Source organism: Streptomyces sp. NPDC029014 (genome assembly GCF_055564695.1).
The window spans coordinates 16,262-31,339 of record NZ_JBVHVT010000010.1; the positions used below are offsets into that span (position 1 = coordinate 16,262).

10 protein-coding genes and 1 tRNA gene are annotated in these 15,078 nt (G+C 67.3%); 10 read left to right on the top strand and 1 reads right to left on the bottom strand.

Features of this window, described 5'->3' with window-relative positions:
- Positions 1 to 98: 98 nt before the first annotated feature.
- A complete protein-coding gene (locus ACZ4VL_RS07575) occupies positions 99 to 1,325 on the bottom strand; it encodes a pyridoxal phosphate-dependent aminotransferase (protein WP_468197008.1) in 1,227 nt (408 codons plus the stop codon).
- Positions 1,326 to 1,517: 192 nt separating this feature from the next.
- Here ACZ4VL_RS07575 and ACZ4VL_RS07580 point away from each other — a divergent pair.
- From ACZ4VL_RS07580 to ACZ4VL_RS07625, 10 genes are all read left to right on the top strand, one after another.
- Positions 1,518 to 1,590, top strand: a tRNA-Trp gene (locus ACZ4VL_RS07580).
- 105 nt (positions 1,591 to 1,695) lie between these two features.
- Positions 1,696 to 1,977 carry a preprotein translocase subunit SecE gene (secE, locus tag ACZ4VL_RS07585; protein WP_361090750.1) on the top strand — a complete coding sequence of 94 codons (282 nt, stop codon included), beginning with the start codon at positions 1,696 to 1,698 and terminating at the stop codon, positions 1,975 to 1,977.
- 84 nt (positions 1,978 to 2,061) lie between these two features.
- Positions 2,062 to 2,934, top strand: a complete 873-nt coding sequence (gene nusG, locus ACZ4VL_RS07590; RefSeq protein WP_468197011.1) for a transcription termination/antitermination protein NusG — start codon at positions 2,062 to 2,064, stop codon at positions 2,932 to 2,934.
- A 165-nt stretch (positions 2,935 to 3,099) separates the two neighbouring features.
- Positions 3,100 to 3,534 carry a 50S ribosomal protein L11 gene (gene rplK / locus ACZ4VL_RS07595; RefSeq protein ID WP_468197013.1) on the top strand — a complete coding sequence of 145 codons (435 nt, stop codon included), beginning with the start codon at positions 3,100 to 3,102 and terminating at the stop codon, positions 3,532 to 3,534.
- A gap of 88 nt (positions 3,535 to 3,622) precedes the next feature.
- On the top strand, positions 3,623 to 4,351 hold the full coding sequence (rplA, locus tag ACZ4VL_RS07600; RefSeq protein ID WP_468197014.1) for a 50S ribosomal protein L1: 729 nt from the start codon (positions 3,623 to 3,625) through the stop codon (positions 4,349 to 4,351).
- Between the two features lie 335 nt (positions 4,352 to 4,686).
- Complete coding sequence (locus tag ACZ4VL_RS07605; protein ID WP_468197017.1) at positions 4,687 to 5,604, top strand: SCO4651 family lipoprotein; 918 nt, start codon at positions 4,687 to 4,689, stop codon at positions 5,602 to 5,604.
- Positions 5,605 to 5,887: 283 nt separating this feature from the next.
- The gene (gene rplJ, locus ACZ4VL_RS07610) at positions 5,888 to 6,418 is read left to right on the top strand and encodes a 50S ribosomal protein L10 (RefSeq protein WP_361090737.1); all 531 of its coding nucleotides are present in this window, start codon (positions 5,888 to 5,890) and stop codon (positions 6,416 to 6,418) included.
- 111 nt (positions 6,419 to 6,529) lie between these two features.
- The gene (rplL, locus tag ACZ4VL_RS07615; protein ID WP_404238324.1) at positions 6,530 to 6,913 is read left to right on the top strand and encodes a 50S ribosomal protein L7/L12; all 384 of its coding nucleotides are present in this window, start codon (positions 6,530 to 6,532) and stop codon (positions 6,911 to 6,913) included.
- 595 nt (positions 6,914 to 7,508) lie between these two features.
- Positions 7,509 to 10,991, top strand: coding sequence for a DNA-directed RNA polymerase subunit beta (gene rpoB / locus ACZ4VL_RS07620; protein ID WP_361090733.1), 3,483 nt, complete (start codon positions 7,509 to 7,511; stop codon positions 10,989 to 10,991).
- Positions 10,992 to 11,089: 98 nt separating this feature from the next.
- Complete coding sequence (locus ACZ4VL_RS07625; protein ID WP_468197021.1) at positions 11,090 to 14,989, top strand: DNA-directed RNA polymerase subunit beta'; 3,900 nt, start codon at positions 11,090 to 11,092, stop codon at positions 14,987 to 14,989.
- The last annotated feature ends 89 nt before the right edge of the window (positions 14,990 to 15,078 follow it).

Genomic DNA, 15,078 nt, shown 5'->3' on the forward strand with positions numbered 1-15,078 from the left:
TGTGCGGGCTCGCGGCCCCCCGGAAGGCAAAAAAAGCGGCGCCGCCCCCCGCGGGGACGGCGCCGCTCAGGTCGGCCGGTCGGCCGGTCGGGCTCGGGTCAGGCCTTCGCCTCGGCCAGCAGCTTCTGGATCCGGGACACGCCCTCGACCAGGTCCTCGTCACCCAGGGCGTACGAGAGGCGCAGGTAGCCGGGGGTGCCGAAGGCCTCGCCCGGGACGACCGCGACCTCGGCCTCGTCCAGGATCAGCGAGGCGAGCTCCGCGGAGGTCTGCGGGCGCTTGCCGCGGATCTCCTTGCCGAGCAGGTCCTTGACCGAGGGGTACGCGTAGAACGCGCCCTCCGGGGTCGGGCAGAACACGCCGTCGATCTCGTTGAGCATCTTCACCATGGTCTGGCGGCGGCGGTCGAAGGCCTTGCGCATCTCCGCGACGGCGTCCAGGTTCCCGGAGACGGCGGCGATCGCGGCGACCTGGGCCACGTTCGAGACGTTCGAGGTGGCGTGCGACTGCAGGTTGGTCGCGGCCTTGATGACGTCCTGCGGGCCGATGACCCAGCCCACGCGCCAGCCGGTCATCGCGTACGTCTTGGCGACGCCGTTGACGATGATGCACTTGTCGCGCAGGGCCGGCACCAGCACCGGCAGCGAGGTGAACTTGGCCTCGCCGTACACCAGGTGCTCGTAGATCTCGTCGGTCAGCACCCACAGGCCGTGCTCGGCGGCCCACTCGCCGATCGCCTTCGCGTCCTCCTCGCTGTAGACCGCACCGGTCGGGTTGGAGGGGGAGACGAACAGGACGACCTTGGTGCGCTCGGTGCGCGCGGCCTCCAGCTGCTCGACGGAGACCCGGTAGCCGGTGGTCTCGTCGGCGACGACCTCGACCGGGACACCGCCGGCCAGCCGGATCGACTCCGGGTAGGTGGTCCAGTACGGGGCCGGGACGATGACCTCGTCGCCCGGGTCCAGGATCGCGGCGAAGGCGTTGTAGATCGCCTGCTTGCCGCCGTTGGTCACCAGCACCTGCGACGCGTCGACCTCGTAGCCGGAGTCGCGCAGCGTCTTCTCGGCGATGGCCTTCTTCAGCTCGGGCAGGCCGCCCGCCGGCGTGTACCGGTGGAACTTCGGGTCGCGGCAGGCCTCGACCGCAGCCTCGACGATGTAGTCCGGGGTCGGGAAATCGGGCTCGCCCGCGCCGAAGCCGATGACCGGGCGTCCGGCGGCCTTGAGGGCCTTGGCCTTGGCATCGACGGCGAGGGTGGCGGACTCGGAGATGGCGCCGATACGGGCGGACACCCGGCGCTCGGAGGAAGGCGTAGCAGAGCTCATACGGCCAATCGTCCCAGAAGCCCAGGAGACCCCGCACACCGTTTCAGACATCGGACGGAGCACCCGGATCTGCGCTCTGTTCGACGTCAGGGCGTGGAACACGTACACTCACCTGTCGTTGGACCTCGCCGGCCACAGCAGAGCGTGAGCACTCCGTGCACTCGCCCGGATGCGGTAGGTTGGGGAACGCAAAGGGTCGTAGCTCAATTGGTAGAGCACTGGTCTCCAAAACCAGCGGTTGGGGGTTCGAGTCCCTCCGGCCCTGCTCCACACTCCTTCTCGGATGTGTGCGCAGGTACGTACTTAGATGCAACGCCGTGCGGCGCAACCGGGCGCGGCCACGGCCCCGACCCGGATTCAGGTGAGAGACGTGACGGACGCCCTGGGCTCCATCGACAAGCCTGACGCCGAGGACGGCACCCGCGAGAAGAAGAACCGCAAGGGCGGCAAGCGTGGGAAGAAGGGTCCTCTGGGCCGCCTCGCGCTGTTCTACCGCCAGATCGTCGCGGAACTCCGCAAGGTCGTCTGGCCGACCCGTAACCAGCTCACCACGTACACCACCGTGGTGATTGTCTTCGTCGTCATCATGATCGGTCTGGTGACCGTGATTGACTATGGGTTCCAGGAAGCCATCAAGTTCGTCTTCGGCTGATCCTCGCGGAGGGCGGCGCCTTGATGGGTGCCGCCCGTTTTCGCATGTTCCACCACCTTTTGTATCCAGGAAGAAGCAGCCACCGTGTCTGACCCGAACCTGAACGCGAGCCACGACTCCGTCGAGTCCGTCGAGGACGAGCTCGACATCGTCGAGGCGGCAGACGCTGTGGACCCCGACGAGGCGGAGCTCGCCGACGCCGAGGCCGGCGCCGCCGAGGAGGCCGCGCTGCACGTCGAGGACGACGACGCCGAGGCCGTCGACGCCGGTGAGGACGAGGCCGCCGAAGCCGCGGCCGAGGTCGAGACCGAGGTCGAGGAGACCGCCGAGGCGGAGGACGTCGACCCGATCCAGGCCCTGCGCGACGAGCTGCGCACGCTCCCCGGCGAGTGGTACGTGATCCACACCTACGCGGGCTACGAGAAGCGCGTGAAGGCCAACCTGGAGCAGCGCGCCGTCTCGCTGAACGTCGAGGAGTTCATCTACCAGGCCGAGGTGCCCGAGGAAGAGATCGTCCAGATCAAGAACGGCGAGCGCAAGAACGTCCGGCAGAACAAGCTGCCCGGCTACGTGCTCGTCCGCATGGACCTGACGAACGAGTCCTGGGGTGTCGTGCGCAACACGCCCGGCGTCACCGGCTTCGTGGGCAACGCCTACGACCCGTACCCGCTGACCCTGGACGAGATCGTCAAGATGCTCGCCCCGGAGGCGCAGGAGAAGGCCGCCAAGCAGGCCGCCGAGGAGGCCGGTCTCCCGGCGCCCGCGGTCAAGCGCACCATCGAGGTCCTGGACTTCGAGGTCGGCGACTCGGTCACCGTCACCGACGGCCCGTTCGCGACGCTGCAGGCGACCATCAACGAGATCAACCCGGACTCGAAGAAGGTCAAGGGCCTCGTCGAGATCTTCGGTCGCGAGACCCCGGTCGAGCTCAGCTTCGACCAGATCCAGAAGAACTGATCTTCTGAATTAGAGCTTCCGGACAGGTCAGACCGCCTCGTGAAGGGCGGTCTGACCTGCTCGGTTTTAAGCCCCGCACCGATACCCGTTATCGTGGTGCGGTATGCCTCCATCCGGATGACCGGATCGGCGGCGGAAAACTCTCACTAGGACCCGGAGAGAGCAATGCCTCCCAAGAAGAAGAAGATCACGGGGCTTATCAAGCTCCAGATCAACGCCGGTGCGGCCAACCCGGCCCCGCCGGTCGGCCCCGCGCTGGGTCAGCACGGCGTCAACATCATGGAGTTCTGCAAGGCCTACAACGCCGCGACCGAGTCGCAGCGTGGCATGGTCGTGCCGGTGGAGATCACGGTCTACGAGGACCGTTCCTTCACCTTCATCACCAAGACCCCGCCGGCCGCGAAGCTGATCCTCAAGGCTGCGGGCGTGGACAAGGGCTCCGGCACCCCGCACAAGGACAAGGTCGCCAAGCTGACGGCCGCCCAGGTCCGCGAGATCGCCGAGCTGAAGATGCCCGACCTCAACGCCAACGACGTCGACGCCGCGATGAAGATCATCGCCGGCACCGCGCGTTCGATGGGCGTCACCGTCGAGGGCTGATTTCAGCCACCCCTGCACCACCCGTGGTAGGGCCAAGCGCTGGTCCGCACCACAACTCCATGCCTGAAGCGAAAAAACAGGAGCAGAAGTGAAGCGCAGCAAGACTCTCCGCGCTGCGGACGCCAAGATCGACCGGGAGAAGCTGTACGCCCCGCTCGAGGCCGTCCGTCTCGCCAAGGAGACCTCCTCGGTCAAGTTCGACGCCACCGTCGAGGTCGCCTTCCGCCTGGGTGTTGACCCGCGCAAGGCCGACCAGATGGTCCGTGGCACCGTGAACCTCCCGCACGGCACCGGTAAGACCGCCCGGGTCCTGGTCTTCGCGACCGGTGACCGTGCTGCGGCCGCGGAAGCCGCCGGCGCCGACATCGTCGGCAACGACGAGCTGATCGACGAGATCGCCAAGGGCAACCGCCTGAACGAGTTCGACGCGGTTGTCGCCACCCCGGACCTCATGGGCAAGGTCGGCCGCCTCGGCCGCGTGCTCGGTCCGCGTGGTCTGATGCCGAACCCGAAGACCGGCACCGTGACGATGGACGTGGCCAAGGCCGTCACCGACATCAAGGGCGGCAAGATCGAGTTCCGCGTCGACAAGCACTCGAACCTGCACTTCATCATCGGCAAGGTCTCCTTCTCCGATGAGCAGCTGGTCGAGAACTACGGTGCGGCCCTGGAGGAGATCCTCCGTCTGAAGCCGTCCGCCGCCAAGGGCCGCTACCTGAAGAAGGCCGCCGTCAGCACCACCATGGGCCCCGGCATCCAGCTGGACCCGAACCGCACCCGGAACCTCCTCGTCGAGGAAGACCCGGCTGCTGTCTGATCGGGCGGAGCCGTACGGCTCACCTGACAGGCCGAACGCCTGAACGGGCCCCCGCACTCCCTCGGGAGGGCGGGGGCCCGTTCGCGTTCCCGGGTCCGCCCGCGGCCGGTGTGCACACAAATGTGTACGACTTCCGTGCCCGCCGCACGTACAGTCGACGGTGATCGACACCGACACCCGCAGCGGCGGCCGCCAGGGCGGCCTCCAGGGGCCGGCGGGGCCTGACCAGCCGTACGCCGGACACCGGGCCGCTGCCGGGCCGCCACGGGCCCACCGGGGCCGGCGGAACGCCACAGCACCACAGCACCACCGCACCACCATCAGGGGGGAACACCATGAACAAGGCTGTCCGGATACGAGCGGGCGTCGCCCTGGCGGGCACCGCACTGCTCGTGGGCGGTCTGACCGCGTGCGGCTCCGACGCTGGCAAGGAGGCGGCGGAGGGCGGCAAGCCCGCCGCCGCCGCCGCGAAGTCGCCCCAGGAAGCCGTCAAGGCCGCCTACGCCAAGACGCTGCAGGCGAAGACCTCGGCGTTCCGGACGACCTCACTCCAGGCCGACGGCAAGACCACCGAGATCTCCGGAACCGTGGGCTGGTACCCCACCGCCCGCGAGCTGAAGCAGCCGGGCGGCAAGCGGCAGGTCATGCTGCCCGGCGTGATCTACACGGAGATGGACAAGCCGCTCGAAGGCCGGAACTGGATGAAGATGCGCCTGGCCAAGGACGGCAAGCCCACGGCCCGCTTCGAGGACACCCCGGTCGAGTACCTCGCGCTGATGATCGACCAGCCCGGGGTGCAGCACGCCGGCACCGAGCAGGCGGGGGGCGTGCAGGCAGAGCACTACCGCGGCACCTTCACCCTCGACCAGCTGATGACCAGCGGCGAGAAGAGCCGGCTCGTGCCGGACGCCGAGCGTGCCGGCCTGCGCGAGGCCCTCCAGCGCGCCAAGGTCACCTCGTACGGCCTCGACGTGTGGATCGACAAGGACGGCCACCCCGTCAAGGTCGAGGCGCAGCGCACCGACGACAAGGGCGTCGACCGCATCACCTCGGAGTTCTCCCAGTACGGGGCGGCGCCGGCCGTACAGGCCCCGCCGGAGGGCGACACGGCCGACTTCGACGCGGTGATGAAGGGGGTCGGCGAGTCGCTGGACGACACGGAGGCCTCCTTGAAGGGCACCCGGAAGTCGCTCAAGGAGACCGAGAAGTCCCTCGCGGAGACCGACGCGATCCTCAAGGACCTCGGCCACTGAGGCCCCGGACCGGGCCCGGGGGCGGTTCGCCGGGCGATTTGCCCTCCCGGGACCCGGTCACGTACAGTCTCCGAGAAGCCAAAGACCGCTGGTCGTTGCCGCGCCCGCAAGGGGGCGGTGGCCGAAGGATCCGCTGAAAGCGGGCGACCCGCGCAGGTGAATGTGGAAAGGCTCCCGGATTTTATCTGGTCGAGCGTTGCCCCGTGCGCCTGCGCCCGGGGCGCTTTGTTTTGTCCAGCCCCTTCTGCGCGGTCCTCATCACCCGGAAGGAGGCCGACGCTCTATGGCAAGGCCCGACAAGGCTGCCGCGGTAGCCGAGCTGGAGGACATGTTCCGCAGCTCGAACGCCGCTGTGCTGACCGAGTACACGGGGCTCACCGTTGCGCAGCTCAAGACGCTGCGTCGTTCGCTCGGTGAGAACGCCCAGTACGCCGTGGTGAAGAACACGCTGACCAAGATTGCGGCCAACTCGGTCGGGATCACCGCGCTGGACGAGCACCTTGCTGGTTCGACCGCGGTCGCCTTCGTCACCGGGGACCCGGTGGAGTCGGCGAAGGCTCTGCGTGACTTCGCCAAGGACAACCCGAAGCTCGTCATCAAGGGCGGTGTCCTTGACGGCAAGGCGCTGTCCGCCGACGAGATCAAGAAGCTTGCGGACCTCGAGTCCCGCGAGGTTCTGCTCGCCAAGCTGGCCGGTGCCATGAAGGGCAAGCAGTCCCAGACTGCCGCGCTCTTCCAGGCGCTGCCGTCGAAGTTCGTCCGCACTGCGGAGGCCCTTCGCGCCAAGCTCGCCGAGCAGGGCGGTGCCGAGTAATTCGGCTCGCGCATTGATCCGCGCCGCCTAGTGCGCGGGTCGTAGCGGGCCGTTACGCCCGCCTTTCGATACATCTCGGCACCAGCCGAATTAGTGGAAGGATCGCCCATCATGGCGAAGCTGTCTCAGGACGACCTGCTCGCTCAGTTCGAGGAGATGACCCTCATCGAGCTCGCCGAGTTCGTGAAGGCCTTCGAGGAGAAGTTCGACGTCACCGCCGCCGCTCCGGTCGCCGTTGCCGCCGCCGGCGTCCCGGGTGCCCCGGCCGCCGAGGTCGAGGAGAAGGACGAGTTCGACGTCATCCTCACCGGCGCCGGCGACAAGAAGATCCAGGTCATCAAGGTCGTGCGTGAGCTGACCTCCCTGGGTCTGAAGGAGGCCAAGGACCTCGTCGACGGCACCCCGAAGCCGGTCCTCGAGAAGGTCAACAAGGAGGCCGCTGACAAGGCCGCCGAGGCCCTCAAGGGCGCCGGTGCCTCCGTCGAGGTCAAGTAACACCTCTGAGGCCGTCTGACGGCCTCTACGAAGGGCGATCACTCGAAAGGGTGGTCGCCCTTCGGCGTATCCGGCGGTGCCTGACTTGCCCTGTCGTCGTTGGGGAGTAGGGTGATCATCGTTGCCCCGTGCAGGGGTCCCGCGAGGGGGCCGAGATGATCCGCACGGAGCAGGGGGCCTTGACGAACGGCACGCGGCGCGCAATTCTCAGGACCGTCGCCAGCTCGATCCGCGGTCGGGGCACACCGATCGAGGATCCGAGGCATGGATCGACTACGAAGAGGGCAGTACTGATACGCGCTCTGTGTACGAGAGCCGCGACGTTGGACGCAGGGTTGGGTTTTAACGACGTGGGGAAGGCCTGTTGCCGGTTTCCGGAAACCTGGTCTGGACATCAGTGAGCCGAGTGGCTACACTGACCCTTTGCGCTGCCTGTTAGCTGTCCCCTGCCCGTCGCCAGGGGCATGCCCACGCTCGAGCACACTTGATTGATACGCCCTGACCTGGCATTTCAACCAGTTCGGGGAGTGCGTCTCCTGTGTCGGCTGGGACCGGTACGCGCGTAGTGAGTCCGAGCCCTCGGAAGGACCCCCTCTTGGCCGCCTCGCGCAACGCCTCGACCAATACGAACAACGGTGCCAGCACCGCCCCGCTGCGCATCTCCTTTGCAAAGATCAAGGAGCCGCTCGAGGTTCCGAACCTCCTGGCGCTGCAGACCGAGAGCTTTGACTGGCTGCTCGGCAACAACGCCTGGAAGTCTCGCGTCGAGTCGGCGCTCGAGAGTGGACTGGACGTTCCCACGAAGTCCGGTCTCGAGGAGATCTTCGAGGAGATCTCGCCCATCGAGGACTTCTCCGGGTCGATGTCGCTGACCTTCCGCGACCACCGGTTCGAGCCGGCGAAGAACTCGGTCGACGAGTGCAAGGAGCGCGACTTCACGTACGCGGCGCCGCTCTTCGTCACCGCCGAGTTCACGAACAACGAGACCGGCGAGATCAAGTCTCAGACGGTCTTCATGGGCGACTTCCCGCTCATGACCAACAAGGGCACCTTCGTGATCAACGGCACCGAGCGTGTCGTCGTGTCGCAGCTGGTGCGCTCCCCCGGCGTCTACTTCGACTCCTCCATCGACAAGACGTCCGACAAGGACATCTTCTCCGCCAAGATCATCCCGTCCCGGGGTGCCTGGCTGGAGATGGAGGTCGACAAGCGCGACATGGTCGGTGTCCGCATCGACCGCAAGCGCAAGCAGTCCGTCACCGTCCTCCTGAAGGCCCTCGGCTGGACCACCGAGCAGATCCTCGAGGAGTTCGGCGAGTACGAGTCCATGCGCGCCACCCTGGAGAAGGACCACACCCAGGGCCAGGACGACGCGCTGCTCGACATCTACCGCAAGCTGCGTCCGGGCGAGCCGCCGACCCGTGAGGCCGCGCAGACGCTGCTCGAGAACCTGTACTTCAACCCGAAGCGCTACGACCTGGCGAAGGTCGGCCGCTACAAGGTCAACAAGAAGCTCGGCGCCGACGAGCCGCTCGACGCCGGCGTGCTGACCGTCGACGACGTCATCGCGACGATCAAGTACCTCGTCAAGCTCCACGCGGGCGAGACCGAGACCATCGGCGAGTCCGGCCGTTCGATCGTCGTCGAGACCGACGACATCGACCACTTCGGCAACCGCCGCCTGCGCAACGTCGGCGAGCTCATCCAGAACCAGGTCCGCACGGGTCTGGCGCGCATGGAGCGCGTGGTCCGCGAGCGCATGACCACCCAGGACGTCGAGGCGATCACGCCGCAGACCCTGATCAACATCCGGCCGGTCGTCGCCTCCATCAAGGAGTTCTTCGGCACCAGCCAGCTGTCGCAGTTCATGGACCAGAACAACCCGCTGTCCGGTCTGACCCACAAGCGCCGTCTCTCCGCGCTCGGCCCCGGTGGTCTGAGCCGTGAGCGGGCCGGCTTCGAGGTCCGTGACGTCCACCCGTCGCACTACGGCCGCATGTGCCCGATCGAGACCCCCGAAGGCCCGAACATCGGTCTGATCGGCTCGCTCGCGTCCTACGGCCGCGTCAACGCGTTCGGTTTCGTCGAGACCCCGTACCGCAAGGTCGTCGAGGGCCAGGTCACCGACGAGGTCGACTACCTGACCGCCGACGAGGAAGACCGCTTCGTCATCGCCCAGGCCAACGCGCGCCTGGACGAGGAGCTGCGCTTCGCCGAGCCCCGCGTCCTGGTCCGCCGCCGTGGCGGCGAGGTCGACTACGTCCCCGGTGACGACGTCGACTACATGGACGTCTCGCCGCGCCAGATGGTGTCGGTCGCGACCGCCATGATCCCCTTCCTGGAGCACGACGACGCCAACCGCGCCCTCATGGGCGCGAACATGATGCGCCAGGCCGTTCCGCTCATCAAGGCGGAGGCCCCGCTCGTCGGCACCGGCATGGAGTACCGCTGCGCCGTCGACGCCGGCGACTCCATCAAGGCGGAGAAGGACGGTGTCGTCCAGGAGGTCTCGGCCGACTACATCACCGTCACGAACGACGACGGCACGTACACCACGTACCGCGTCGCCAAGTTCAACCGCTCCAACCAGGGCACCTCGGTCAACCAGAAGGTCATCGTCAACGAGGGCGACCGGATCATCGAGGGCCAGGTCCTCGCCGACGGTCCGGCGACCGAAGAGGGCGAGATGGCCCTCGGCAAGAACCTGCTCGTCGCGTTCATGCCGTGGGAAGGCCACAACTACGAGGACGCGATCATCCTGTCGCAGCGCCTCGTCCAGGACGACGTCCTCTCCTCGATCCACATCGAGGAGCACGAGGTCGACGCCCGTGACACCAAGCTGGGCCCCGAGGAGATCACCCGGGACATCCCGAACGTCTCCGAGGAGGTCCTCGCCGACCTCGACGAGCGCGGCATCATCCGCATCGGTGCGGACGTCGTCGCCGGCGACATCCTGGTCGGCAAGGTCACCCCGAAGGGTGAGACCGAGCTGACCCCCGAGGAGCGCCTGCTCCGCGCGATCTTCGGTGAGAAGGCCCGCGAGGTGCGTGACACCTCGCTCAAGGTGCCTCACGGTGAGATCGGCAAGGTCATCGGTGTCCGCGTCTTCGACCGCGAGGAGGGCGACGAGCTTCCTCCGGGCGTGAACCAGCTGGTCCGCGTCTACGTCGCCCAGAAGCGCAAGATCACCGACGGTGACAAGCTCGCCGGCCGTCACGGCAACAAGGGTGTCATCTCCAAGATCCTCCCGATCGAGGACATGCCCTTCCTCGAGGACGGCACCCCGGTCGACATCATCCTCAACCCGCTCGGTGTCCCGTCCCGAATGAACCCGGGACAGGTCCTGGAGATCCACCTCGGCTGGCTCGCCAGCCGCGGCTGGGACGTCTCCGGCCTCGCGGACGAGTGGGCCCAGCGCCTGCAGGCCATCGGCGCGGACCAGGTCGCCCCGGGCACCAACGTCGCCACCCCGGTGTTCGACGGCGCCCGCGAGGACGAGCTGGCCGGCCTCCTGCAGCACACCATCCCGAACCGCGACGGCGAGCGCATGGTGCTCCCGTCGGGCAAGGCGCGCCTGTTCGACGGCCGCTCCGGCGAGCCGTTCCCGGACCCGATCTCGGTCGGGTACATGTACATCCTCAAGCTCCACCACCTGGTCGACGACAAGCTCCACGCGCGTTCGACCGGCCCGTACTCGATGATCACGCAGCAGCCGCTGGGTGGTAAGGCGCAGTTCGGTGGCCAGCGCTTCGGTGAGATGGAGGTGTGGGCGCTCGAGGCTTACGGTGCCGCCTACGCCCTCCAGGAGCTCCTGACCATCAAGTCCGACGACGTCACCGGCCGCGTGAAGGTCTACGAGGCCATCGTCAAGGGCGAGAACATCCCCGAGCCGGGCATTCCCGAGTCCTTCAAGGTGCTCATCAAGGAAATGCAGTCGCTCTGCCTCAACGTGGAGGTGCTGTCCTCGGACGGCATGTCCATCGAGATGCGCGACACCGACGAGGACGTCTTCCGCGCCGCGGAGGAGCTCGGTATCGACCTGTCCCGGCGCGAGCCGAGCAGCGTCGAAGAGGTCTGACGGGCCTGGCCGGGGGCTCCCGATCGGAGCCCCCGGCCATCCCCGGGACCGTTCAGACCATGATTGAGACACGACCCCGAAAGAGGGATTGACGCACAGTGCTCGACGTCAACTTCTTCGACGAGCTGCGGATCGGCCTTGCCACCGCGGACGACATCCGTACCTGGTCGCACGGCGAGGTCAAGAAGCCGGAGACCATCAACTACCGCACCCTGAAGCCCGAGAAGGACGGACTCTTCTGCGAGAAGATCTTCGGCCCCACCCGGGACTGGGAGTGCTACTGCGGCAAGTACAAGCGTGTCCGCTTCAAGGGCATCATCTGTGAGCGCTGTGGCGTCGAGGTCACGCGCGCCAAGGTGCGCCGCGAGCGGATGGGCCACATCGAGCTCGCCGCGCCCGTCACCCACATCTGGTACTTCAAGGGCGTTCCGTCGCGCCTTGGCTACCTGCTGGACCTCGCGCCGAAGGACCTCGAGAAGGTCATCTACTTCGCCGCGTACATGATCACGTTCGTCGATGACGAGCGCCGCCAGCGCGACCTGCCGTCGCTGGAGGCCCACGTCTCCGTCGAGCGCCAGCAGATCGAGAACCGTCGCGACTCCGACCTGGAGGCCCGCGCCAAGAAGCTCGAGTCCGACCTGGCCGAGCTCGAGGCCGAGGGCGCCAAGGCCGACGTGCGCCGCAAGGTGCGCGAGGGCGCCGAGCGCGAGATGAAGCAGCTCCGCGACCGCTCCCAGCGCGAGATCGACCGCCTGGACGAGGTCTGGAACCGCTTCAAGAACCTCAAGGTCCAGGACCTGGAGGGCGACGAGCTCCTCTACCGCGAGCTGCGTGACCGCTTCGGCACGTACTTCGACGGTTCGATGGGTGCCGCGGCGCTGCAGAAGCGCCTGGAGTCCTTCGACCTGGAGGAGGAGGCCGAGCGCCTCCGCGAGATCATCCGCACCGGCAAGGGCCAGAAGAAGACCCGTGCGCTGAAGCGCCTGAAGGTCGTCTCCGCGTTCCTGCAGACCAGCAACAGCCCCAAGGGCATGGTCCTGGACTGCGTCCCGGTCATCCCGCCGGACCTGCGTCCGATGGTGCAGCTGGACGGTGGCCGCTTCGCGACCTCCGACCTGAACGACCTGTACCGCCGTGTCATCAACCGCAACAACCGCCTGAAGCGCCTTCTCGACCTCGGTGCCCCCGAGATCATCGTGAACAACGAGAAGCGCATGCTCCAGGAGGCGGTCGACGCCCTCTTCGACAACGGCCGTCGTGGTCGCCCGGTGACGGGCCCCGGCAACCGTCCGCTGAAGTCCCTCAGCGACATGCTGAAGGGCAAGCAGGGTCGATTCCGTCAGAACCTGCTCGGTAAGCGCGTGGACTACTCCGCGCGTTCCGTGATCGTCGTCGGTCCGCAGCTGAAGCTGCACCAGTGTGGTCTGCCCAAGGCCATGGCGCTGGAGCTCTTCAAGCCGTTCGTGATGAAGCGCCTGGTCGACCTGAACCACGCGCAGAACATCAAGTCGGCCAAGCGCATGGTCGAGCGCGGCCGCACCGTCGTGTACGACGTCCTCGAAGAGGTCATCGCCGAGCACCCGGTGCTGCTGAACCGTGCGCCCACGCTGCACCGCCTCGGCATCCAGGCCTTCGAGCCGCAGCTGGTCGAGGGCAAGGCCATCCAGATCCACCCGCTCGTCTGCACCGCGTTCAACGCGGACTTCGACGGTGACCAGATGGCCGTCCACCTGCCGCTCTCCGCGGAGGCGCAGGCCGAGGCCCGCATCCTGATGCTGTCCTCGAACAACATCCTGAAGCCGGCCGACGGCCGCCCGGTGACGATGCCGACCCAGGACATGGTCCTCGGTCTGTTCTTCCTCACCACGGACGGCGAGCTGCGCGACGTCAAGGGCGAGGGCCGTGCCTTCGGCTCCACCGCCGAGGCGATCATGGCCTTCGACGCCGGCGAGCTCTCGCTGCAGTCGCAGGTCGACATCCGCTTCCCGGTGGGCACCATCCCGCCGCGCGGCTGGGTCGCCCCGGTCGCCGAGGAGGGTGAGCCGGAGTTCCAGCTCGGCGACAGCTTCCGTCTGAAGACCACGCTGGGTCGTGCGCTCTTCAACGAGCTGCTGCCGGAGGACTACCCGTTCGTCGACTACTCGGTGGGCAAGAAGCAGCTCTCCGAGATCGTCAACGACCTGGCCGAGCGCTACCCCAAGGTCATCGTGGCGGCGACGCTCGACAACCTGAAGGCGGCCGGCTTCCACTGGGCGACCCGCTCCGGCGTCACCGTGGCCATCTCCGACGTCGTGGTCCCCGAGGCCAAGAAGGAGATCGTCGCGGGCTACGAGGCCCAGGACGAGAAGGTCCAGAAGCAGTACGAGCGCGGTCTGATCACCAAGGACGAGCGCACGCAGGAGCTCATCGCGATCTGGACCAAGGCGACCAACGAGGTTGCCGAGGCGATGAACGCGAACTTCCCCAAGACCAACCCCATCTTCATGATGGTTGACTCGGGTGCCCGAGGAAACATGATGCAGATGAGGCAGATCGCCGGTATGCGTGGTCTGGTGTCGAACGCGAAGAACGAGACCATCCCGCGTCCGATCAAGGCGTCCTTCCGCGAGGGCCTCTCCGTGCTGGAGTACTTCATCTCCACGCACGGTGCCCGTAAGGGTCTGGCCGACACCGCCCTGCGTACCGCCGACTCGGGTTACCTCACCCGTCGTCTGGTGGACGTCTCGCAGGACGTCATCATCCGCGAGGAGGACTGCGGCACCGAGCGCGGTCTGAAGCTGAAGATCGCCGCCCGGGACGAGACCGGTGTCCTGCGCAAGGCCGAGGACGTCGAGACCTCGGTGTACGCGCGCATGCTCGCCGAGGACGTCGTCGTCGACGGCAAGGTCCTGGCCCCGGCCAACGTCGACCTGGGCGATGTCCTCATCGACCAGCTCGTCGCGGCCGGCGTGGAGGAGGTCAAGACCCGCTCGGTCCTGACCTGTGAGTCCGCCGTCGGCACCTGTGCCTTCTGCTACGGCCGCTCCCTGGCCACCGGCAAGCTGGTCGACATCGGTGAGGCGGTCGGCATCATCGCCGCCCAGTCCATCGGTGAGCCCGGTACCCAGCTGACGATGCGTACCTTCCACACCGGTGGTGTGGCCGGTGACGACATCACCCAGGGTCTGCCGCGTGTCGTCGAGCTCTTCGAGGCCCGTACCCCGAAGGGTGTCGCCCCGATCTCCGAGGCCGCCGGTCGCGTGCGGATCGAGGAGACCGAGAAGACCAAGAAGATCGTCATCACGCCGGACGACGGCAGCGACGAGACGGCCTTCCCGATCTCGAAGCGCGCCAAGGTCATCGTCCACGAGGGCGACCACGTCGAGGTGGGCCAGAAGCTCACCGCGGGTGCCACCAACCCGCACGACGTGCTGCGCATCCTCGGCCAGCGTGCCGTCCAGGTCCACCTGGTCGGCGAGGTCCAGAAGGTCTACAACTCGCAGGGCGTGTCGATCCACGACAAGCACATCGAGATCATCATCCGGCAGATGCTCCGCCGCGTGACGATCATCGAGTCGGGCGACGCCGAGCTGCTCCCGGGCGAGCTCGTCGAGCGTTCGCGCTTCGAGACCGAGAACCGTCGTGTGGTCACCGAGGGCGGTCACCCCGCCTCCGGCCGTCCGCAGCTGATGGGTATCACCAAGGCCTCGCTGGCGACGGAGTCCTGGCTGTCGGCCGCCTCCTTCCAGGAGACGACCCGAGTCCTGACGGACGCGGCGATCAACGCCAAGTCCGACAGCCTCATCGGCCTCAAGGAGAACGTCATCATCGGTAAGCTCATCCCGGCCGGTACGGGCCTCGCCCGCTACCGCAACATCCGGGTCGAGCCCACCGAGGAGGCGAAGGCCGCGATGTACTCGGCCGTCGGCTACGACGACATCGACTACTCGCCCTTCGGCACCGGCTCCGGCCAGGCCGTCCCGCTGGAGGACTACGACTACGGCCCGTACAACGGCTAAGGGTCACCAGGAAGAAGCCCCCCGCTGCTCCGGAAGGAGTGGCGGGGGGCTTCCTCGTTGTGCGGGGTGCGGGGCGTCGTACCGGGCGC